Source organism: Psychrobacter sp. TWP2-1-2 (assembly GCF_049896785.1).
Classification (GTDB): Bacteria; Pseudomonadota; Gammaproteobacteria; order Pseudomonadales; family Moraxellaceae; genus Psychrobacter.
The window spans coordinates 231675-255468 of sequence record NZ_JAFCVA010000002.1 but is presented as its reverse complement, the minus strand read 5'-3'; the positions used below and the strand labels follow the sequence as shown (position 1 = coordinate 255468).

The 23794-nt window shown below is 43.6% G+C and carries 15 protein-coding genes; 11 read left to right on the top strand and 4 right to left on the bottom strand.

Going from position 1 to position 23794, the window contains the following annotated elements; all coding sequences use genetic code 11:
* Positions 1 to 113: 113 nt before the first annotated feature.
* The 7 genes from aroK (at position 114) to ACP7AE_RS03000 (ending at position 12952) form a co-directional block, all read left to right on the top strand.
* Positions 114 to 674 (top strand): shikimate kinase AroK, encoded by a 561-nt coding sequence (gene aroK, locus ACP7AE_RS03030; RefSeq protein ID WP_045453412.1) that lies wholly within the window; start codon positions 114 to 116, stop codon positions 672 to 674.
* Between the two features lie 119 nt (positions 675 to 793).
* On the top strand, positions 794 to 1903 hold the full coding sequence (aroB, locus tag ACP7AE_RS03025) for a 3-dehydroquinate synthase (RefSeq protein ID WP_426241277.1): 1110 nt from the start codon (positions 794 to 796) through the stop codon (positions 1901 to 1903).
* A gap of 129 nt (positions 1904 to 2032) precedes the next feature.
* Entirely contained in the window at positions 2033 to 3106 is a 1074-nt protein-coding gene (locus ACP7AE_RS03020) for a hypothetical protein (protein ID WP_201540161.1), read from the top strand.
* Positions 3107 to 4007: 901 nt separating this feature from the next.
* Positions 4008 to 8471, top strand: coding sequence for a glutamate synthase large subunit (gene gltB, locus ACP7AE_RS03015; RefSeq protein WP_201540160.1), 4464 nt, complete (start codon positions 4008 to 4010; stop codon positions 8469 to 8471).
* A 180-nt stretch (positions 8472 to 8651) separates the two neighbouring features.
* Positions 8652 to 10073, top strand: a complete 1422-nt coding sequence (locus ACP7AE_RS03010; protein WP_060491863.1) for a glutamate synthase subunit beta — start codon at positions 8652 to 8654, stop codon at positions 10071 to 10073.
* A gap of 162 nt (positions 10074 to 10235) precedes the next feature.
* Positions 10236 to 11471 (top strand): FUSC family protein, encoded by a 1236-nt coding sequence (locus ACP7AE_RS03005; protein WP_426241276.1) that lies wholly within the window; start codon positions 10236 to 10238, stop codon positions 11469 to 11471.
* Positions 11472 to 11716: 245 nt separating this feature from the next.
* Positions 11717 to 12952, top strand: coding sequence for an FUSC family protein (locus ACP7AE_RS03000; protein ID WP_201540158.1), 1236 nt, complete (start codon positions 11717 to 11719; stop codon positions 12950 to 12952).
* 202 nt (positions 12953 to 13154) lie between these two features.
* On the opposite strand, the gene ACP7AE_RS02995 is transcribed toward ACP7AE_RS03000, so the two are convergent.
* Complete coding sequence (locus tag ACP7AE_RS02995) at positions 13155 to 14276, bottom strand: ABC transporter substrate-binding protein (protein WP_201540157.1); 1122 nt, start codon at positions 14274 to 14276, stop codon at positions 13155 to 13157.
* Between the two features lie 425 nt (positions 14277 to 14701).
* On the opposite strand from ACP7AE_RS02995, the gene ACP7AE_RS02990 reads away from it, so the two are divergent.
* On the top strand, positions 14702 to 14965 hold the full coding sequence (locus tag ACP7AE_RS02990) for a hypothetical protein (protein WP_201540156.1): 264 nt from the start codon (positions 14702 to 14704) through the stop codon (positions 14963 to 14965).
* A 75-nt stretch (positions 14966 to 15040) separates the two neighbouring features.
* Here the strand turns inward: ACP7AE_RS02990 and ACP7AE_RS02985 are convergent, their stop codons facing one another.
* Complete coding sequence (locus tag ACP7AE_RS02985) at positions 15041 to 15871, bottom strand: Cof-type HAD-IIB family hydrolase (protein WP_227676485.1); 831 nt, start codon at positions 15869 to 15871, stop codon at positions 15041 to 15043.
* Between the two features lie 300 nt (positions 15872 to 16171).
* Between ACP7AE_RS02985 and ACP7AE_RS02980 the strand changes: the two genes are divergently transcribed.
* Together ACP7AE_RS02980 and ACP7AE_RS02975 are read left to right on the top strand one after the other, a co-directional pair.
* Positions 16172 to 16687, top strand: a complete 516-nt coding sequence (locus tag ACP7AE_RS02980) for a hypothetical protein (RefSeq protein WP_201540155.1) — start codon at positions 16172 to 16174, stop codon at positions 16685 to 16687.
* A gap of 377 nt (positions 16688 to 17064) precedes the next feature.
* Positions 17065 to 17544 carry a BLUF domain-containing protein gene (locus ACP7AE_RS02975; RefSeq protein WP_045453424.1) on the top strand — a complete coding sequence of 160 codons (480 nt, stop codon included), beginning with the start codon at positions 17065 to 17067 and terminating at the stop codon, positions 17542 to 17544.
* An 82-nt stretch (positions 17545 to 17626) separates the two neighbouring features.
* Here the strand turns inward: ACP7AE_RS02975 and ACP7AE_RS02970 are convergent, their stop codons facing one another.
* Both ACP7AE_RS02970 and parC read right to left on the bottom strand, forming a co-directional pair.
* Positions 17627 to 18634, bottom strand: a complete 1008-nt coding sequence (locus ACP7AE_RS02970) for an NYN domain-containing protein (RefSeq protein ID WP_201540154.1) — start codon at positions 18632 to 18634, stop codon at positions 17627 to 17629.
* Between the two features lie 45 nt (positions 18635 to 18679).
* A complete protein-coding gene (parC, locus tag ACP7AE_RS02965; RefSeq protein WP_426241275.1) occupies positions 18680 to 20986 on the bottom strand; it encodes a DNA topoisomerase IV subunit A in 2307 nt (768 codons plus the stop codon).
* Positions 20987 to 21557: 571 nt separating this feature from the next.
* Here parC and ACP7AE_RS02960 point away from each other — a divergent pair.
* Positions 21558 to 23285 (top strand): AMP-binding protein, encoded by a 1728-nt coding sequence (locus tag ACP7AE_RS02960; protein ID WP_426241274.1) that lies wholly within the window; start codon positions 21558 to 21560, stop codon positions 23283 to 23285.
* The last annotated feature ends 509 nt before the right edge of the window (positions 23286 to 23794 follow it).

The following is a 23794-nucleotide window of genomic DNA, read 5'->3' as shown; positions in this document are numbered from 1 at the left end:
TTTTTATGGGAAAATTTTCATATTGATTGAATTTTACTAACAATAATCAACGCTCATTACTAGCCAGAATATCAATGACGTTGTATCATAGCTAATTTAGCTGAGTAAGTATTATGGTGGAGGAATTGCCGTCGGTGTTTTTAGTAGGGCCGATGGGAGCAGGGAAGACAACCATCGGTAAATTGCTGGCTAAGCAGTTGGGGCGCACCTTTGTAGACAGCGATTGGTACATTGAATCGCAGACAGGGGCTGACATAGCTTGGATATTCGCTAAAGAAGGCGAGGCGGGCTTCCGTGAGCGTGAAACGCGCGCCATCGATGAGTTGACTCAAAAAGACCAAATCGTCTTAGCGACTGGTGGTGGCGCTGTGATGTGTGCTGAAAACAGAGCGTTTTTGCATCAGCGTGGTATCGTGGTTTATTTGAATGCGCCAGTTGATGTGCAAATGGCTCGCACGGCTAAAGACAAATCACGACCACTGTTACAGCAGCCAAATCCTAGAAAAATCTTGCAAGATTTATATAGTACCCGTGATCCCTTATATCGCCAAGTCGCTCATATTATTATGCCAACTGGTCATACTTATCCCCGTCATATGGTCAATCAGCTCTTACAGCAACTAGAGTCATTTACTGACTCGACTGCTATAGCACCAGAAGATAAAGAAAATTAACCATAATGATAAACTTTATCAAGGCGTGTCCTCATTTAAAAATGGCGATAAAAATCAGGACGCGCCCTAGTTAAGCTCAGCTACTTTTATCTCATTCAAAATTGCTTAGGGAGTGTTTAATGGCAACGCCACTGTTTCATGACGGTTTAACGGTTCATACGCAAAGCCATGACTATCCAATCGTCATTACTGAAAAAGCAGCGATAGAGCACAACAGTATGGCAAAGCTGATCACACCTTATATTCGTGGTCGCCAAGTATTGATTGTCACTAATGATACTGTTGCGCCTTTATACCTAAATGCTTTAGAGAAAGAGTTAACAGATCAGTTCACTGTGCGTGTTTGCGTATTGCCAGATGGTGAGCAATATAAGCATCAGAGCAGTATCAATCAAATTTACGATGTATTGATGGCAGCGCATTTTAATCGTGACGTTACGCTTATTGCTTTAGGTGGTGGCGTTATTGGTGATATGACGGGCTTTGCTGCAGCAAGCTTTATGCGTGGTGTAAATTTTATCCAGATTCCAACCACGCTACTGTCACAAGTGGATTCGAGCGTTGGTGGTAAGACGGGCATCAATCACCCTCAAGGCAAAAACATGATTGGCGCTTTTTGGCAGCCGCAAATGGTACTTGCTGATATGAGTACGCTCAAGACTTTGCCAGCGCGCGAGTTGTCAGCCGGGTTGGCTGAGGTCATTAAATACGCGCTCATTATGGATATCACGTTTTTAGATTGGCTGGAAGTCAATCTGCCAGCGATGATGGATTTGGATTTAGCGGTACTTGGTGATGCCGTAAAACGCTGCTGTCAGTATAAAGCCGATATCGTCGCGCAAGATGAAAGAGAGTCAGGCGTGCGAGCATTGTTAAACTTCGGTCATACTTTTGGTCATGTCATTGAAACACATGAAGGCTATGGTAATTGGCTACATGGTGAGGCAGTCGCTGCTGGCATGGTACAAGCCGCAGAGTTATCGCAAAGAATGGGTTGGTTAACGGCCGAAGACGTTGCTCGTATTAAGCGTATTTTAACATTAGCAAATTTGCCTATCACCCCGCCACGCATTGATACACAAACGGCGCTAAGCTTGATGGGACATGATAAAAAAGTGAAACACGGACAAATCCGCCTGATTTTGTTAAAATCACTAGGTCAGGCCGTATTGACCAATGATTTCGATGAAGATCTTTTGCACGAGGTATTATTACAACACCTCGTATAATCTCTTAAAGCTTTAGTGCTCGTGAATACTCACTGAACGCAACGGTTTAAAGCAGACTTGCTCGCCGCCATTCTACTTACTGCGCATCTCTTGAATGCGGTCAACTTTATTTTCACCAAGGATACTCCCATGGCAGCTTCAAGATCGACGCCGCGTACCGCTAGCCAGTCATATCGCCGTCAAGCATTGATTTGGCTGATAATGACCTTGCTTTTGGGTGTGGTCACGGCTCTGATTTGGATGTTTAGTCAAACGCCAGCGATGGGTGCCAAAATTGAAAATGCCCCCATATCAGCACCGCAACCATTGAGTGCTGAGCTTGAGCAGCCCTTAAAAATAGAGTCGTTACACGAGCTTGATACCGACGTGCAGCCCATTAGTTTTGATACGACGGTACGTGATTTGCGCAATTATCCTGCTGAGTTTAAAGACAAACGTTATTTGTTGGCGAATAAAGGTAAATGGACAGTGCAGGTGATGAATGTCGCCGAAAACGATGTGATTGTCAGTTATCTAGAAGGACGCGCAGACCGTAATAAATTTGCTTATTTCCGTTATCTTGACGATGAAAATCAAGTTCGCTATATGTTAACTTATGGGCTCATGAGTAGTCCACAAGAAGCGGTTGGCGCGGCAAAACTGATAGACTTTAAGTTGCCAGCCAATGTGCGTGTGTTGCCAGAAGAGATCAATCGCTATGTCGGTATCATTGATAATTATGAACGCCCTGATCCAGTTAAAGATTTGAGCACCAGACGCACACGTTCTGTTGATTTAAAACCGACTAAGCGCGAAGTGCCAGTGCGCCAACCACTGCCAGAAACGGATAATGGGGACAATGCTGGTCGTAGCAGTCAAGAAACTGCCAGTAACAGCGACAATGAAAGTATCCGTCAGTCAGCGGACACCTCTGATACTTTATCGGTCACTGAAGAGCGTATTGTTGGCAATGAAGAGGAAGTCTCATCTCTCACCACGCCTAAAAATGAAGGTAGTGGAACTAAGTCTGAACCAGAGAATAAAAAACCAGCGACATCAGGCACTGAAAATACCACTAAAAAACCCCCAGTAGTCGCAACACCAAAGCCGCCAAGTAGTACCAGTAGCACAAATTCTGGCGCAAACGCTACTAGCAAGAATACCAATCCTCCTAAGAGCAATAACGACAGCATAAAAACACTGATAGAAGACAAAAGTAATTAGAGTGTGTTTGTCCTTTGACCATATCGTTGATAGTTATGTTACCACTATGACTAAAAAACCCCACTGACAAGCTGGTTAGTGGGGTTTTTTGTGGAGCATCATAAAGCATATAATTAGTGCTAAAAATACATTTCCAAAAGAAGTTGATCTTAATTAAGTATCTCAACTAAGCCTTGTCACAGATACTATGTATCAAAATTTGCATAGAACATTTAATCATCCTATAACCAATAGTAATAAGTTCTCTTACAAAATATGGTGGGTGAATCGATAGAAAAGACTAGATTTTTTGTCCGTCATTAACTAATATAACTGTGGGCGACGCTCTGTATAGTTATCGTAAAAATTGTTTTTTAACAATGAATTGGTAAACTTCTATCATTTAAAAGATACGTTACTAAAATTTTTTGTCTCAAGCGTTGTCACTTGCTATCTATAATTAAGCTATCGCAAGTGGCGCAACCTCTCTTATTATCGCTCTCTTTAGAGTGAATGAAGCGCTTGATTACAGAGCGTCAGATATTCAAAATTAATCAAATGCACGGTTATTACATGCGTAGTCAATCAGTCTGGATTGCTAGGCATGGTGTGATAACAAGTGACACTCAAGATAGCGACATTGCGTTATTGATGATTAGGTAACGGGTATACAGGGCTGTATGTCATTGCCAAGGGCGACCGTTTACTATCTTTTAACATGTTAATGATCTATTGAAACATCATTCAATGACTGGGAGTGCCAGAGCTTTCACCTTAGTCTCAAAGTATGATGTCTATGAGCGTCACACCATTTATTAATTCGGATATACGAATATTAATTATTAGCCCGTTCTGCTTACGGTCTTCAGTTTATGATCTGCATTGGATGCATAAATTGCCCGTTCACCTAAAAGGACTAGCCATGTCAATGATTTCCTCGCAAACCCACCTGGCCACGCCAGATGATTTTTCTGATAACTGTGGTTTTGGTTTGATCGCTCATATTGAGGGACAAGCCAGCCATGATTTGGTAAAAACTGCTATTCATAGTCTAAGCTGTATGACCCATCGCGGCGGTGTTGCTGCTGATGGTAGAACGGGTGATGGTTGTGGTCTACTACTGGCGACGCCTATTGAGTTTTTTAGAGGCATTGCTGCTGAGCAAGGGTTCACGATTACTGAAAACTTTGCAGTTGGTATGATCTTTGTCAATTTAGATGAGACAAAAGCTCGTGATAGCCAGCAAGTGCTTAGCGATGAGATTGTCGCCCAAGGACTAGAGGTTGCTGGCTGGCGTGATGTGCCGCTTGATTTGAGCATCGTCGGTGACATTGGCCGTGAGACTTTACCTGATTTCAAACAAGTGTTTGTCAACGCACCCGATGATTTGGCAGCGGATGACTTTAACCGTAAACTGTTTGTCGCACGCAAAAAAGCAGAGCAGCGCTTGGCTGATGATGAGCTGTTTTATGTGTGCTCATTAAGCTGTCAGACGATCATTTATAAAGGTTTGGTGATGCCATCAGACTTGCCAGCATTTTTCTTGGATTTACAAGATGCGCGTTTGGCATCGCATATCGTGGTATTTCATCAACGTTTCTCCACCAATACCTTGCCGCGTTGGCCCTTGGCGCAGCCGTTTCGTTATCTTGCCCACAATGGCGAGTTGAACACCATCACAGGCAATCGCAACTGGTCTGAGGCACGGACGCCAAAACTAAAATCAGACAAACTGCCCAATTTGAATGAATTGACGCCACTGGTGAACAGTACGGGCTCTGACTCATCAAGCTTAGATAATATGCTTGAAGTCCTCATGTCAGGTGGTATGAATCTATTCCATGCGATGTCGATTCTCGTGCCACCTGCTTGGCAGAATGTCGATAGCATGGATATGGATTTGCGCGCCTTTTATGAGTTTTATTCGCAGCACATGGAAGCGTGGGATGGTCCAGCAGGTTTGGTGATTCAAGATGGACGCTATGCGGTCTGTATGCTTGATCGTAATGGTCTACGCCCATCGCGCTGGGTGACAACTAAGAACGGCTATATCACCGTTGCTTCTGAAGTTGGTGTGTGGGATTACTCGCCAAAAGATGTGTTGGCAAAAGGACGCGTTGGCCCTGGTCAAATGCTCGTTATTGATACTTTAACGGGTCAAATTTTAGATACTAAAGCGATTGCGACGTTACTGAAAAAAGCCCATCCGTACCGTAAATGGCTGCGTGAAGAAGCAACCCGTATCCGTGATGATGAGCGTTTAGAGGAAGAGTTAGCAGCGCAAACATGCCGTGGTAATGAGCTAAAAACACTGCAAAAAATGTATCACATCACCAATGAAGAGCGTACTGAAATTATCCGCCCCAACGCCGAAAATGGTCAAGAACCTGTCGGTTCAATGGGTGATGATACGCCTATGGCAGTGCTGTCGCAGCAAATCCGCCATGTCGGTGACTTTTTCCGCCAGCAGTTCGCACAGGTGACCAATCCACCGATTGATCCATTGCGTGAATCTATCGTGATGTCATTGCAGACCTGCCTCGGTGCTGAAACTAACGTGTTTGCGCCATCAGCGCGAGATGCACACCGTATTATCTTATCGTCGCCTGTACTGTCAGCCAGCAAGATGCAGCAGCTTGAGACCTTGGGTGATCCAGCCTTTAAAATGGCGCGTATTGATTTAAACTATGATCGCACCCTTGAGTTATCAGAAGCCATCATGGCTATCTGCGAGCAAGTGGCTAACAGCATCCGAGCGGGTCACACTTTGATTGTGTTGTCTGATAAACACATCGATGCCGATAAAGTACCAGCCAACGCCATCATGGTAACGGGTGCGGTGCATCATTATTTGATTGGTCAAGGTATTCGTACTGATGCTAATTTAATCATTGAGACTGGTTTGGCGCGCGACTCGCATCAAGTGGCAGTATTGATTGGTTTTGGTGCGACCTGCATTTATCCTTACTTGGCTTATGATGTTATTGATGACTTAGTAGCGACTGGCGAGCTGCTTGGCGATCCGATTCAAGCGCGGGTTAATTTCCGTAAAGGCTTGGATAAAGGCTTGCTAAAAATCTTATCAAAAATGGGCATCTCGACCATTGTCTCTTATCGCGGTGCGCAGTTATTTGAAGCAGTGGGTCTCTCTGAAGAGGTGGTGAGCCTGTGTTTCAAAGGCGTACAGAGTCGTATTAAAGGTGCGACCTTTGCTGACTTAGCTGCCGATCAAGCACAGCTAGCGGCGAATGCTTTCAAGCGCCGCGCGGCACTCGATCAAGGTGGCTTGCTGAAGTTTGTCTTCAATAAAGAATATCATGCCTTTAATCCAGATGTCATTAATAGCCTACATACCGCAGTTCGTACGGGCGATTATGACAATTATCGTCATTATGCCGATTTGGTTAATAGCCGTCCTGTGGCGACCTTGCGTGATTTATTGCTATTAAAAACAGATAACTCTATCGATGTGAATGACGTAGAGGATATCTCATCCATTCTGACGCGCTTTGACTCGGCGGGCATGTCGTTGGGGGCATTGTCACCCGAAGCCCATGAAGCGATTGCCATGGCGATGAATACCATCGGTGGACGTTCAAACTCTGGTGAGGGCGGTGAAGATCCAGTACGTTATGGCACGCTGCGCAACTCAAAGATCAAACAAATTGCCTCGGGTCGTTTTGGCGTCACCCCAGCGTATTTGCGTTCAGCAGAAGTGATGCAAATCAAAGTTGCACAGGGTGCCAAGCCGGGTGAGGGAGGTCAGCTGCCGGGTGGCAAAGTCAATGCTTTGATTGCGCGCTTACGTTATTCTGTACCGGGTGTGACGTTGATTTCACCGCCGCCGCATCACGATATTTATTCTATCGAAGATTTGGCGCAGCTGATTTTTGATTTAAAACAAGTCAATCCAGATGCCTTGGTATCGGTGAAACTAGTCTCACGTCCGGGCGTTGGTACTATCGCGACTGGCGTGGCAAAAGCCTATGCCGATTTAATCACTATCTCAGGCTATGATGGCGGCACAGCAGCCTCTCCGCTATCGTCTATCCATCATGCAGGCTCACCATGGGAGCTAGGACTGGCTGAGACCCACCAATCACTACGAGTAAATGGCTTGCGTCATAAAGTTCGTATTCAAACTGATGGTGGTCTAAAGACTGGTCTTGATGTGGTAAAAGCCGCTATTCTTGGGGCAGAAAGCTTTGGCTTTGGTACCACGCCAATGATTGCCGTTGGTTGTAAATACCTACGCATTTGCCATCTTAATAATTGCCCGACTGGGGTTGCGACGCAAAAAGCCAAGCTACGTGATGAGCATTTCATTGGTGAAGCAGAGATGCTCATTAACTTCTTTAAATTTGTAGCAACTGAAACGCGCGAATGGCTTGCCGCCCTTGGTGTGCGTAGTATGGAAGAGTTGGTCGGACGGACTGACTTGCTTGAAGTATTAGAAGGCAACACGGATAAGCAGCGTCATTTGGATTTAACGCCATTATTATTTAGCCATCCGGCCAGTAGTGGTAAAGCCCAAACCTGTCAGGTTGAGCGTAATGAGCCGTTTGATAAAGGCTTACTCGCTGAACAGATGATTAGTGATATGCTGCTCAATATTCGTCAAGGTAATGGCGGCGATTATAGCTATTATGTCGGTAACTGTGATCGCTCTATCGGCGCGCGTATCTCTGGTGAGATTGCGCAAGTATGGGGCAACCTTGGCATGAGTGATATGCCAATTAAGCTGCATCTGACTGGTACTGCTGGGCAGAGTTTAGGCGTCTGGAATGCAGGTGGTCTAAATATTGAGCTAGAAGGCGATGCCAATGACTATGTAGGCAAAGGCATGGCTGGCGGTGAGATTGTTATTTATCCACCAAAAGACTCAAGCTTTACGGCGCAAGAGACCGCCATCATTGGTAATACCTGCTTATATGGTGCAACGGGCGGCAAACTATATGCAGCTGGTACTGCTGGCGAACGCTTTGGGGTGCGTAACTCTGGCGCGCACGCAGTCATCGAAGGCACAGGCGATCATTGCTGTGAATATATGACAGGCGGTATTGTCACTATTCTTGGGCGTACGGGTCTCAACTTTGGGGCAGGTATGACAGGTGGCTTCGCTTATGTGCTTGATATGGAAGGTGATTTCTTTGACCGTTGTAACCATGAGCTGATTGATCTTAACCGTATCTCAAGTGAGCAAACCGAAGAGCATCGTATCCATTTGCAGCAAGTGATTGAAGCGCATGTTAATAAAACAGGCAGCGCGTGGGGTCAGACGATATTGGCTGACTTTGAGCACTATGTTCGTAAGTTTTATTTGGTGAAGCCTAAAGCGGCAAACATTGCGAGCCTTCTCAAAACCACCATGGCTGACCCACAATAGCTTTGCTTGGATTATCCAATGTTCCGCTTTTAAAAGCCTTTTAACTCAAAGGTTTTCAGCAGGTAAGTGACGGTCACGATATAAACCTCTTAATTTTGCGATAAATGAGACATCGTTGACTGTCACCGCCCACTTTAAAAAAGCTTGATATAAAAAGCCTCATATTAAAGAGACAATACCATGGCAAAACGCTTAGAAAATAGTTTTCAGTTTTTAGATGTACCACGGCTTGAGCCGACCAAAAAAGACATCGCCACGCGCTCAACGGAATTTGTTGAAATTTATAAACCGTTTGAGAGTGAAGCCGTTGCGCAGCAGTCGCACCGCTGTCTAGAGTGTGGTAACCCTTATTGTGAATGGAAGTGCCCTGTACATAACTACATTCCTAACTGGCTCAAATTGGCCACCGAAGGGCAGATATTTCAAGCGGCTGAATTGTGTCACCGCACCAATACGTTGCCTGAGGTCTGCGGCCGCGTCTGTCCACAAGATCGCTTATGTGAAGGCGCTTGTACCTTAAACGATGGTTTTGGCGCTGTGACCATTGGTAATGTCGAAAAGTACATCAACGATACCGCCTTTGCACTTGGCTGGCGTCCGGATATGTCTGATGTGGTTTGGACAGATAAAAAAGTCGCGATCATCGGTGCAGGGCCAGCAGGTTTGGGCTGTGCGGATATACTCGTTAGAAACGGCGTGAAACCAGTTGTGTTTGATAAGCGTCCTGAAATTGGTGGTTTACTGACTTTTGGTATTCCAGAATTCAAAATGGAAAAGGACGTCATGCGTAACCGCCGTGTCATCTTTGAAGGCATGGGCATGGAGTTTCGTCTTGAGACAGAAATCGGTACTGACATTAGTATTGATGAACTGTTAAGCGAGTACGATGCGGTATTTATGGGCATGGGTACTTACACTTATATGCGTGGCGGCTTTGCTGGTGAAGAGCTTGTCGGTGTTCATGATGCGCTAGATTACCTGATTGCCAACGTCAATCGCTGCAACGATTGGGAAAAAAATCCTGAAGAATATATCGACTTTAAGGGTAAAAGAGTGGTGGTGCTAGGTGGTGGCGATACTGCGATGGATTGTAACCGTACCAGTATTCGCCAAGGCGCTGAGCAAGTAGTCTGTGCCTATCGCCGTGACGAAGAGAACATGCCAGGTTCGCGCCGCGAAGTGGTCAATGCTCGAGAGGAAGGCGTTGAGTTTCTATTCAATCGTCAACCGACAGAAATCATTGGCTTAAATGGTAAAGTGAATGGCGTGAAAGTCGTCACGACTCATTTGGGTGCGCCAGACAACCGTGGTCGTCAGCGTCCTGAGCCAATTCCTAATTCAGAAGAAATTATCCCATGTGATGCTGTGATTATGGCTTTTGGTTTCCGTCCTAGCCCTGCTGACTGGTTTGAGTCTCAGCAAGTGGCAATGGACAGCTCTGGTCGCGTGCTAGCAGCGGAAAAGCAAACCTTTAAATTCCAAACCAAAAACCCCAAGATATTTGCTGGTGGTGATATGGTACGTGGTTCTGATTTGGTCGTGACTGCGATTTGGGAAGGTCGTGAGGCCGCTGAAGGTATTTTGGACTTCTTAGAGGTATAATGGTTTTGGTTTACATCCAATTATTGACCACTCTATTTCGATCTCAAACGTCTTTTGCCTTTTAACAGGTAAGAGACGTTTTTTTTGATATCAGCAGTACATGATGGTTCGATATTACTTTTCATTGACTATATATTCTTCAATTAATAAGAGTACCTGTGCGTGAAACCAAAAATTTGGCAACGATTTACTGCACCATTCATTGAACCTTATGCGCGCTATCAGTACGCTGATATCTTGCATGCCATACGTATCGGTGCAGCCATCGTACTTGCGATGTTAGCCAATCAAATAAGCCGTTTTCCACATGGGGAATGGACGACGATTACTGTCTTTATTATTTTAGGATTGCTACAGTATCAAGGCGCTATTTATACCAAAGCCAAAGAGCGAGTACTAGGGACGGTTTTGGGTATTGTAGTGGCATTTGCAATCTTATGGTTCAATAAAGGGACGGGTGCTTGGTTAGGGATAGAGTACCTGCTTATTGGTATCATTAGTGGGATTATTGGTTATTTTTCGGTCAGGCGGCTAGGGTATACTGGATTACTCACTGGCATTACTATGCTGATGATCGTCTCTAATTTGAATCAAGTTAATATGGCGCAAGATGGTGTCTATCGTGCACTCAATATCTTAATCGGTACAGGTATTGCGGTCATGGTGACAGTGATCTTACCTCTAATGTCGACGTTGATGTGGCGATTTTTATTAGCAAATAATTTAGAAGCCTGTAGTACGCTTTATGCCGGTGTCGGACATCATATCGATGCTGAAATAGTGGCTCCCAAGTCGCTTGTCTATACTAGGGCGACAAGCTCAGCTAGCCTGTCTTATCCTCAAAGTAGCGCTATTGCAGATATGCCTGTTAATAAAGCGTTGATAAAATCGCTGCAGCAAATAAACAAGCGACTACTCGCAGTACGTCCACATATCGCTGCAACAGCAAGCGAGTCCGGCATTCATAAAGAGACGATAGAAACGATTCAGCGTATCCATCGCAATATCATCGGTACCATCGATTTATTGCTCAGTGCAGCACCGCGTTTGGCGAATATCGATATCGATGATGATAATCATACACTACTGATTCACTATCAACACGAGCTCACCCAAGCAATGCAGCATATCGCAGCAGTACTACGCAGTCCAAGCGATCAGACTTTTCGACCGATTACGCGTATTGCGCTATCAGAATATCCTAGCGTACAGTATGCAACGTTTGAGTGGCAGGGATATTTTTGGTTGACGCAAACGTTGCAAGCACAACTGCAACAGTTAAGTGATCTGCTACAAACGACCAAACCGCAGTGGTATGCCGCTTCTGGTCTGCGCTATCAAAGGCGTGAACAGCGTAGAATGAAAGAGCAGGGGGGCGAGTCCGATTTACACTTGTAAATATAGGAGATGCTGGCAAGTATTTGTGAGCACCCTTCAGCATTACCAATAGCCAAATGCGATGTTGTTAGGGTGTTTTTTTGTCGTTATGTGCTAGCATGTTCTGACCTTCAGCGTCTTTTATCTTTTAATAGGTAAAAGGCGTTATTTTTTGGTCATGACTTTATCAGCGCTTTATCAGTGGTTAAGCTAGTAGCTAGAATTTAACCGATTTTTTCTTCCTTCACTTATAAGAGATACCCTGCGTGAAACCGACTTTTTGGCAACGATTTACCGCCCCATTTGTAGAGCCTTATGCCCGTTATCAGCATGCAGATGTTTTGCATGCCATACGTTTGGGTGTGGCTGTACTTATTGCGCTCTTGTTAAATGAGTTTACGCACTTGCCGCATGGTGAGTGGACGACCATTACTGTGTTTGTGATTTTGGGTTTGTTGCAATATCAAGGGGCGATTTATACCAAGGCTAAAGAGCGGATATTGGGTACTTTGCTTGGGGTGGTGGTGGGACTTAGCTTCTTATGGCTGATTAAAGATATCGGTGGCTGGCTGTGGTTGTATTATGGGCTGATTGGCATTATCAGTGGCATCATCGGTTATGTGGCGGTCAAGCAATTGGGCTATATCGGTCTGCTGACAGGTATTACCATGCTGATGATTGTGTCGAGTCCTGACCACAGCAATATTGCCCAAGATGGCTTATATCGCGCGTTCAATATTTTGCTTGGTGCAGGAGTAGCGGTGGCCGCGACGTTAATTTTACCGCTTAAATCGACGTTGATGTGGCGGTTTTTGTTGGCCAGTAATCTTGAGACGTGCAGCAATTTGTATGCAGGGGTTGGCAATCATATTGATGCGGAAGTGTTAGTGCCCAAGCCGTTTAAGTATAGTCAGGCGACCAGTTCGGCCAGTATTATTTATCCATCGAACAGTTCTATACCAGATACACCCGTCAACAAGTCCTTGGTGAAAGCATTACAAAAAATTAATAAGCGTTTGCTTGCCGTGCGTCCGCATATCGCAGCGACAGCTAGCGAATCGGGTATTGAAAAGGAAACACTAGAGACTATTCAGCGTACCCATCGTAATATTATTGGTACGATTGATTTACTGTTAAGTGCCGCACCGCGTTTGGCTAATATTGAGATTGATGATGAAAACCATATTCTGCTTATTCATTATCAGCACGAATTGACGCAAGCGATGCAGCATATGGCGGCGGTATTACGTAGTCCAAATGATGAAGTATTTCGACCGATTACGCGTATCGCGGTATCAGAATATCCAAGTGTAGAAAACTTAGGCTTTGAGTGGCAAGGCTATTTTTGGCTGACCCAAACCTTACAAGTACAGTTGCAGCGGCTCAGTGATTTATTGCAAACGACTAAGCCGCAATGGTTTGCCGCCTCCGGTCTGCGCTATCAACGCCGCGAGCAGCGCCGTATCGAGCATAAAGGTAGTGAAACCGATTTGCACTTATAAATTAGTAAATCCTATATAAATCAGATACGGTGTCAGGCTCGCTTAGTCTACTATTTGTAGTAATTTTGCTCGCCTTCCTTGTATCCAAATTGTATTGAACCGACTATAAAAGTTAAATAACAGCCAAATAAAGAATAAATAAAAAACGCTGACGTTATTAAGTCAACGTTTTCTTGCGGTAACAGCTATCAACAAACAGTGATTAACGACCAGTTTTTAGCTTATCCCAATACTGCTGATAGACTTGCAATGCTTCATCGCCCACATCTTCTTGGAATTCCGCTTTTGCCAGTACGTCTTTGCTCGGATAGATGGTTGGATTGTTGCGCACTTCTTCTGGCATCATCTCACGCGCAGCCATATTAGGCGACGCATAACCAATCTCTTCGCTGACGATTTTAGAGTTCTCAGGACGCAGCAAGTAGTCAATAAACTTATGGGCTGCATCGACTTGTTTGGCGTTTTTCGGAATCACAAAATTATCCATCCACAAGATAGCGCCTTCAGTTGGATATTTATAAACCAAGCTGGTCAAGCCTTCGTTGTTGGCGATAATTGCCTCGCCATTCCAACTCATACCAACCGTGGTTTCGCCTTCCATATAAGGCATACGCGAGGCATCCGAGTTAAAGGTCTTCACATTTGGCATCAAGGTCGTGAGCTTCTCATAAGCGGCTTTGATTTCGTCAGGATTTTTACTATTACCTGAATGCCCAAGGGTCAATAGCGCCATGCCAAACACTTCGCGCATATCGTTCATCAGCATCACTTGCCCTTTATACTCAGGACGCCATAAATCGTTCCAGCTATTTACGGTTGCAGGATCGACCTTGTCACCATTAATGGCAAGACCGGTGCTGCCCCACATATAAGGAATCGAATATTTGTTCTCTGGATCGACCTTGGTATTGGTAAAAGACGTATCAAGATTCTTAAAATTGCTCAATTTGGATTTATCGAGCTCTTGCAGCAAGTCTTCTTTGGCCATTTTTTCGACATAATATGTTGATGGGATGGCTAAGTCATATTGGCTAGAGTCATCGAGCAATTTAAGCTTGGCGTACATAGCTTCGTTAGAATCAAAGGTGGTGTAATTGACCCGAATGCCTGTCTCTTCAGTAAAGCCATCGAGAATCTCTTGCGGCATATACTCTGACCAGTTATACAGATTGAGCGTTTCAGCACTCGCCGCTGTACCATCAGCCGCCGTATTGTCTGACTTACTACAGCTAGCAAGTGCTAGCCCAACAGCCATGGCTAATAGTGCTTTTGGTAGTATATGAGCGCGACGAGCAATGTTGTGGGGCGATGATAAATGAGTCAAAATATCTCTCCTAAATAAGAATGATGCAAATGAGTAAAAAGTTAAATGATAGATAATGGAAGCTAAATACTAAATACTAAATACTAAATACTAAATACTAAATACTGAATATAAGTTATCGAGCCAGTTGTGAAACTATTATGGCTATGATTGTTAAGAATTTAAAGGGCAAGGAAGAAGTTCGTTCTTCATAATATTGCTAAAAGTGGCACTGATAAATGGCTGAAGAATCTATAAAAGCACAAATATGAGATTTACTGCTGAATTTGAGTAAGATAATAAGCGTAAATAATCATGCTATGATGAGAGCTGCTTTACCCTTAAGGCATGAGTTTACAACGTGGTTTTTATAAGATGCAAAGATTACTGATAAAATAAAAACAATCGAATGTTAATTAAATGGTTCGAATTAAAAGAGGCAAAAGATGAATAATCGTAAACGTGCTGGACTGATTACTGCTGTGCTTGGCATCGTCGCCTTTATGGCTATGTTTAACGCTGGCTCGCCGACACCTATCGTTAATTGGCCGGTTGAAACGTACATGGGTTTGGCATTTACGATTGGCTGGTTGAGTAATGTGCCTGTTTGGTTGGCCTATGTGCTGGCAGCGGTGGTGCTTATTTTGATTGTTGTCGGATTTTATAAAATCGGTAGTTGGGTTTATAGTTTAATGACGAAGCGTGGTTAGATTTTGCTAGGACGTGTCCTTATTTTAAAAATGAGGACACGTCCTAGAGAAATAGCAATTTGCAAAGTCTGATTATTAAGACGCAATATGAAATTGCTCAAGCACCGACTGAATACCGCGCTCCTCAATCGTACCCGTGACGAAGTCTGCACGCGCAATCAATTCTTGCTTGGCATCACCCATCGCCACCGCATAGCCGACCAAGTCAAACATCTCTAAATCATTCATTCCATCACCGAACGCCATACACTCACTGGCATCTACCCCATAATATTGACAGACATCTTTAATGCCTCGCGCCTTGGATGCCTCTATCGGTAAGATATCTGCGCCGATCTGATGCCAATGGACGAGCTTTAACTCGTACTGGGCAAAATCGACGTCCTGCATTTTCTCTTGTTGATTGTTAAAAAATACTGAGCATTGATAGACGGTATTCCCTTTATGGTATTCAGGGTCAACGATAGAGTTTGGCGTGATGGCATTAAACTCGCGCAAGCGCTCATTTTCACCTGACCATGCGATATGGGTGGCAGAGTCAAACTTATGAATCAACTCGCTCTGTTGGCACAGACGCACGATGGTATCCGTTTGCTCAGCGGACAACGGATAGTGGCTAATCCGACCCTTTTTATCAAAACTATACTGTCCATTCATACAAATAATCGCATCTAAGACATCAGCTTCGAGCAAGGCTAAAATATCTGCTGGCAATATGGCTTTGGAGCGTCCCGTTGAAATCACCAGCTTAATATCAGTACCTGCAAGCTGCTCAAGGGTCGCTTTGTTGTGTTCGGCAATGATGCCATTGCGGCTCAAGGTATCATCGATGTCAAAAAAGATGATCTTGGGTGTCGGAGTCTTGATAGTCATACTTTCTTTGGCGATTTTGTCTTCGATAAACATGATGATCCTATTGTTTTTTAGTCGTTTCAATACCAATGATTTAGATACTACTACAACACACCCAAAGAGATAAATACCTATAGAGTAACCTGCGATGATGCAAATTTTGCTACGAATGCAGTATTCGCTTTGCTAGCGGTGCGATTGATTTGCGCTTATTCGAAGGGTTAACAAAAATCTTAAACGATATAATTAACTTAAGAGTGGCTATTTATTATAAGGTTAAGATTAACGATCAATATCAGTTAACAAAATGATGAACGGTTTCTATCAGTGTATCCGCTATCTAAAGGAGCTAGTATGAAAATTTTTATCTTAAAATCAGTCACCACTTTGACGGCATTGGCAACATTGGCACTATCTTCCAATGCCTTTGCAATAGATGTTAAGTTTAACGATGCTGCTTGGAATGGCAAAAAAATACCTGAAGGGCAGCAGTGTCTAAACTATGATGGCAAAAATCCAGCCACGCCGAGCATGACGGTCTCAAACATTCCGATGGGTGCGGAGAGCTTGGTTTTCGTTTACAGCGATGTGAGCAATAAACGTATGCAACATGGTGGACATGGCATTGTAGAGTTTGCCCTACCAGAAGGTGCTACGAGTGCTGAGATTCCACGTGTGTTTGGGCACACTTATGAAGTGCCAGTCGGGCTTGAGATGATCGCGGAATATCGTAGCCGTGCAGGGGAAGCGGGAGGGGCGTATAAACCACCTTGTTCAGGTGGCAAAAACCATCTGTATACGGTAGATGTGCAGGCATGGCAAGGCGATAGTGTGCTTGCTGAGACAACGGTTGAGATGGGTCGGTATTGATGCCTTGGTCGTTTTAATGAGCGTAAAAAATCCGTCTATACCGCGTGTATAGACGGATTTTTGGTAAGAGTAATTGATGTTTGCAACGTCTGAGCCATGAGTAAGCGTGGGTCAGTCGTATGTTAGGGTTGAGACCGTGCTATAGGAAAATAAAGATTAGGCTTGTTAATTATTAGAATAATGATATCGCAGTCATTGTGCCAAGTTTTATAGTACAATTGTACTCCGAGAAGTGTCAGCGTCCTAACTCATTAAAATTCCAATGCTTATTTATAGAAATACAATGATGCTAGATGACAAAAAACCACTAAGAAAAAATTTTTTATTGATTATACTTTATCTTAAATTAGATCAGGTTTTTATAAATAAGGTTTCTCATGACTATAGCGACAAGCCATACTCCAGAAAGCAAAAAAATAAATGGCGAGCATATTCTTATCAACATGATATATATCGCCAAAAATGTCGACCTAGATTCGGGAATCGAGCTAACTCGCGCACTTGAGTATTGGCGAAGGTATTTTGAAGAAAACAATATAGCTTCAGCTTTAGTCATTAGTGAAGGTTATTTCGTTCAAAGTTTTCAAGGGACAAGGCCCGCTATCAATATTGCCTTAGAAAAAATACTTGACGAGCATTCAACCATTTTTCCCAATATTGTTAATATAGAGGAAATAGAGTCGCGTCAATGGAATGGGTTTTTAGTGAAACATCTAACATCAAGCGCTGAAGATGAAGAGTATGCCCTCAAAAGCTTCTCAGCAGGTTCTGACTATAATCCCTATCTAATGACAAGTGCTCAGATTAAAAGCTTTTTGTCAGCGATTTTTAAAGATGCTGAATCCAATAAGCCTTAGATAAGTTCTCTATTCTGATTAACGTAAAGAAGCTGTCTATACCTTGTGTATAGGCGGCTTCTTTATAGGAAGCAGCTTTGTTTCATGCACTGATACTGACAAGACTTTTATCACGGTTGAAGTTAATGTACTTTGGGTCAATGACCAAAATCTTCTGTTCAATTTCATGTTCTGAAAGATGGATTAGTATTTTATGGTGAATAATCTGAGATTTTAGCTGCTCAGTAAGCTCAGATAGATTAACCCAGTTTTTATTCACACCTTGCTTCCTAACCATCTTATCAACGGTTGTGCGAACTATTTCAATGAAGATGGGAAAGTTGAATTTTCTGACAAACATATGACTATCTTCAACCTTGCATTCAAACTTTATCAGTTTTTTTAATAAACCTGATAAAGTTGTACGTCCGTAAGTTCGGGTATCAAAATCCGGTCTGACATTGTTGATGTATTTTCCTACTACTGCTAAACTTGCCCAACCTTCATCATCAGAATTATCTTTAATGGCTTTATAAATTAAATTGAGAGTAGGTATGTCAATCTCGGTATTTTCGTTATCAATGGAGTTTGCTTGTAAAGTTGCTGTCTTCCTATCGATTTTGATTGTATCCGAATGAACTTGATAGGATGAATTATCTGCGATTAAAGTTTTACTTTCAGGCTCAGGTAATAAGTTTTCGACGTAAATGAATTTATCACAGGCATTTACAAATGACTTAACCGTACTTTGTCTGCCAAATCCATACACCAATAAACCGCTTTCACGGATACGAGATGCGAGTGGGGTAAAGTCGCTATCACTTGATACGATACAAAAACCATCTAAATCTCCTGCATATAATATATCCATAGCATCAATCACCAACCTCATGTCTGTAGCATCTTTTTGAGTTACATAGGCAAACTGCTGTACAGGCGTAATAGCGTTAGGTAAAAGCTTATCCCTCCATGATAGTAGTGCCTCGATACTCCAGTCCCCATAAATACGCTTCACACTAGCAATACCATATTTAGCAATTTCTTCTAGGATAGGTTCAATATGACGATGTGATGAATTATCAGCGTCAATTAGCACGGCAAATTTTTTCATTCTTACTTTCTCATTTCAATATATATTCAATGGTCTTTATGCGTCTCAACCAACCTCAACACTCGTCACATTCTGAAAGCCTCTTGGTAGCTGACCACCACGATTGCCGCGCACACCCGTATAGTTAGCCAAATCATTTGGCTTGAGTGTCACATGGCGTTTGCCAGCGGTAATAATTAGGCTGTCTTGCTGACTGAGTGGCGTGATTGTAAGCACTTCTTCGCCGTCTTTTAATTTGATAAGTTTATTACCTTTACCGCGTGCCTGTTCAGGCAAATCATCGAGGGAAAATATCAGTAAGTATCCAGCATTGGTCACGACGGCGATATGGTCAGGCGCTACCTTTGCATGGGTATTGTCACCGTCAGTATTGGCAGTCGTTTCTACTGGCGCATCGATACGCGCAACAGGGAGCAAACGACTATCAGCCGCTAGGTTAATGATGTTTTTACCTGCTTTTTGATTGCTATCGAGATTGCCGATGGTGTTGATAAAGCCATAACCTGCGGAGCTAGCGAGGATGATGCGCTGATTGTCAGCACCCGTTAATAGCTGCTCAAAGCTGGCACCTGCTGGTGGTTTTAACACACTGGTCAGAGGATCGCCTTGACCACGAGCCGATGCGAGATTGTGCGCATCAATACTATAGCTGCGTCCAGTGCTATCGAGCACGTAGATTTTCTCATTGGATTTGCCACGGACGTGCGCTTGATAGCTGTCACCTGAACGATAACTCATGCCAGCGGCATCGACGTCATGACCTTTGGCAGCACGAATCCAACCTGCCCTTGATAGGATGGCAGTGATCGGTTCGCTCGGTACGAGATCAGACTCTTTTAACGCTTGGGCTTCCTCGCGTTCTGCCAATGGTGACACGCGCTCATTACCATGCTCCTTCATATCGGCTGTCAGCTCATCGATCATAAGCGCGGTCAAGCTATCCGGATTATCGAGATACTCTTGTAATATCGCGCGTTCAGCAGCCAGCTCATCTTGCTCGCGGCGCAGTTCAATCTCCTCTAACTTTGCCAATTGGCGCAAGCGAATGTCCAAGATAGCGTTCGCTTGAATATCAGTGAGGTCATAATCTTGCATTAACGATAATTTTGGATCGTCCTCTTCGCGAATAATGCGAATGACTTCATCGATATTAAGATAAGCAATCAGCAAACCTGCGAGGATATGTAAGCGCTTGTCGATTTTATCAAGGCGATATTGCAGACGACGGGTGACAACTGAGCGGCGACAGACCAGCCATTCATCAAGAATTTCTTTTAGGTTTTTAACCTGCGGCTTACCGTTTAGGCCAATCATATTCATATTGACGCGGTAATTGCTTTCTAGATCCGTACTGGCAAACAGATGGCTCATGACGCGAGCCACATCGACTCGAGTTGATTTGAGCTCAAGTACGATACGGCAAGCGTTTTCATGATCTGACTCATCATGGATATCAGTAATCCACGGCAACTTTTTGTCCGTCATCAGCTTGGCGATCTGCTCTTGAATTTTGTTGCCGGATACTTGGTAAGGCAGCGCATCGATGATGACGAGATTTTTCTCTTTCGGGTCGACATGATAGGTGGCACGCATTTTATAGCTACCGCGTCCAGTCTCATACATCGCTTGTAAGTCTTTCTTACTGGTTATGATTTCAGCAGGGGTTGGCAGATCAGGTGCTGGTATTGATTGCGTGAGCTGCTTCACCGACAGCTCGGGATTTTTGAGCAAACGAATCGCTGCACGTACCACCTCATTAAGATTATGTGGCGGAATGTCTGTTGCCATACCGACTGCGATACCCGTTGTACCATTTAATAGTATGTTAGGCAGGCGGGCAGGGAGGGTGGTTGGCTCTTGCATCGTACCGTCAAAGTTGTCTTGCCAATCGACCGTGCCTTGTCCTAACTCTGCAAGTAAAGTATTGGCATAAGCCGACATTTTGGCTTCGGTATAACGCATGGCGGCAAAGGATTTTGGATCATCAGGACTACCCCAGTTACCTTGACCCGTAATGAGCGGATAGCGATAGCTGAACGGCTGTGCCATTAGAACCATCGCCTCATAACAAGCACTATCACCATGCGGATGGTATTTACCCAACACATCACCAACGGTACGCGCAGATTTTTTCGCCTTTGCCGTTGATTTTAGCCCCAGCTCACTCATGGCGTAAATAATGCGGCGCTGTACAGGCTTTAGACCGTCAGCGATATTTGGCAGCGCCCGATCCATGATGACGTACATCGCATAGTTGAGATAGGCCTGCTCAGTGAACTCTGCGACTGAGCGAGTATCCATCGGTTCAGTGGGAATAATAGGGTCAATCGTATGATCAATAACATCGGACATAAAATAGGGTTCACTTATCAGTTTTAATAGGTATATATAATTGGTGCAAGCGTACAAATAGGATAGCGCTATCGTAAAGGATATTGGCAAAATTAAAAAGGCATAAGTCAGAATAGACGACAGGTCGTGACGTGCTAAATAATGATAAAAAGGGTACACAGCGTAACTTTGTGACCTTAACAGAACTTGCTACTGCCCTTGATAGTAAAGGTAAAAAATAGTTAACGATAAAACACTATAAAGAGTATTAATGAATAAATGTTCGCTAATAAATCGCTGAAAAATTATCGATTATCGATACTAAGGTTCTGATAACTATGACATTATTGACCGTCAAGACAGTTTGCGAACTCAAGTAGCAATCTTTTATATTGAGTAGTCTGTATAAAGTGTGTATGTTAATGAACAGAGGGCTATTTACCGCTATATTGTTTGCTCATCACCATATGATTGCCTCACAGCCAAGCTTGCCATTACGATGACAAGCCTGCGCTCTGAGTTTTTATATTTTTATCACACTGTGATTCGCATGGGTTGACGGTAGCGTACTATTACTAGGAGAGAAAAGATTATGGAAAATCACAGTAACCTAATTCGTCGTAACGATAAAGTATGGGTCAAAACTTACGAAAAGCTTGGTATTCAATACGACATTGATATGCCAGCCGCTAATACTTCTTTAATCGATATATTTGAGCAGAATTTTACGAAGCACGCTGGCAAGACAGCGTTTGTCTGTATGGATGCAAAACTCTCCTACGAAGATTTAGATCGTTATAGCAAACAAATTGCTGCCTACTTGCAATCACTTGGGTTAAAAAAAGGCGATAAAGTCGGCGTCATGATGCCAAATATTTTGCAGCTACCAGTTGCCGTATTGGGTGTGCTGCGTGCTGGCATGACCTTGGTTAACGTTAACCCGCTTTACACCTCAAAAGAGCTTGAGCATCAGCTAACCGACTCTGATACCAAAGCGCTATTTATTTTAGAGAACTTCGCTAAAACATATGAAGACATTGGTAAAGACTTGGTTGACCATGTCGTCGTGACGTCGATGGGTGATTTGATGAGTCCATTGAAAGGCTTTATCGTCAATATGGTCGTGCGTCACGTGAAGAAGCTTGTACCTGACTATAACCTTAAAACCAGCACCAACTTCAAAACAGCGCTGAATCGCTTCCCAGCCAAAAATTACAAACGTCCAGATAACATCTGCCTTGATGACATTGCCGTTTTGCAATATACCGGTGGTACGACCGGTGTCGCTAAAGGCGCAATGCTCACGCATGGTAATTTAGTTGCCAACCTGATTCAATGTGATACCTATCTTGGCGATGCTTTTGATAAGTTTGAAGGTATGGATGAGCAGCCAGTTATCATGACCGCCTTGCCGCTATATCATATTTTCTCGTTTACCGTTTGCGGCATGTTTGGTTTATATCGTGGTTGTATTGGGTTACTGGTACCAAACCCACGTGACGGTGCAAGCTTAATCAAAGCTTACAAAGATTATCCACCAGCATTTTTCCCAGCAGTTAATACGCTGTTTAATGCGTTGGCAAATAGTGATCCATTTAAAGCCTTAGATCATAGCAAGCTTGAGATGTCGATGGGTGGCGGCATGGCAGTATTAAAAGACACCGCTGACAAATGGCAAAAAATTACTGGTAATGTGATCGTACAAGGCTATGGTCTGTCAGAGACGTCTCCTGTGGCGTCAGCAAACCCAGAAGGTACGGGTGAATTCTCAGGCAATATTGGTCTGCCGATGCCAGCGACAGACATGGCTATCTTGGATGAAGAAGGTAATGAGGTCGCACTGGGTGAGCGCGGCGAGATTTGTGTTCGTGGTCCGCAGGTTATGAAGGGCTACTGGAAACGTGATGATGCCACCGCTGAAGTTATGACGTCTGACGGTTATTTCCGTACGGGTGATATCGGCGTGATGGATGAAGAAGGCTACTTTAAAATCGTTGATCGTAAAAAGAATATGATTTTGGTATCAGGCTTTAACGTCTATCCAAACGAAGTAGAAGATGTGATGTCAGGTCATCCAAAGATTTTGGAGTGCGGCGTCATTGGTATCGAAGATGAAAAGAGCGGTGAAGTACCAAAGATTTATGTCGTGCGTAGTGATGACAGTTTGACTAAAGAAGAAGTGCTTGCTTATAGCAAAGAGAATTTAACTGGTTATAAGCGTCCTCGTTATGTTGAGTTCATCGATGAATTACCAAAATCAAATGTCGGTAAGATTTTGCACAAAGATTTGCGCGTGCTGGAAGAAAAGAACCACGGTTAATCAGCTAGCTTTCAGCGCCAGAGTATTTTTATGAGTGTCTGCTACTGTTTGTTAGGCACTCGTAAAGCCATCATGATAAGTCACTACGATACTAATGATAAAAATGAACGCTACAAACTAACGCTACGAACTAAATCTGAAAGAAACTATCAAGATGCTAAGTCGTCGTGATAGTGGTGGTTGTGATACTGGGTGTCGTGATCCAAAAATGGTAAGGTTGCTGGTATGCTGCCTTATCATTTTTTGTATTTATTGCTTTTTTTGTCGCTATGACCCAGTCAGGTAGAGATAGAGAATTTTTAGCAAAACTGCTATAGTGCTTACCGACATACTTGTCTATTTATCGACGAGATGACGTTAGTTTTGCGCTATATCTCTGATAAAACTATCAGGGATAAAGGGGTTTTTAATTCGGAAATGACGAGTTATTGTGCTATTTATTAAGGACTTAACGTTGCGCTTTGATTGACAAAGCTTGTGAATGATAAACATTTTTTGTTACCACGTTT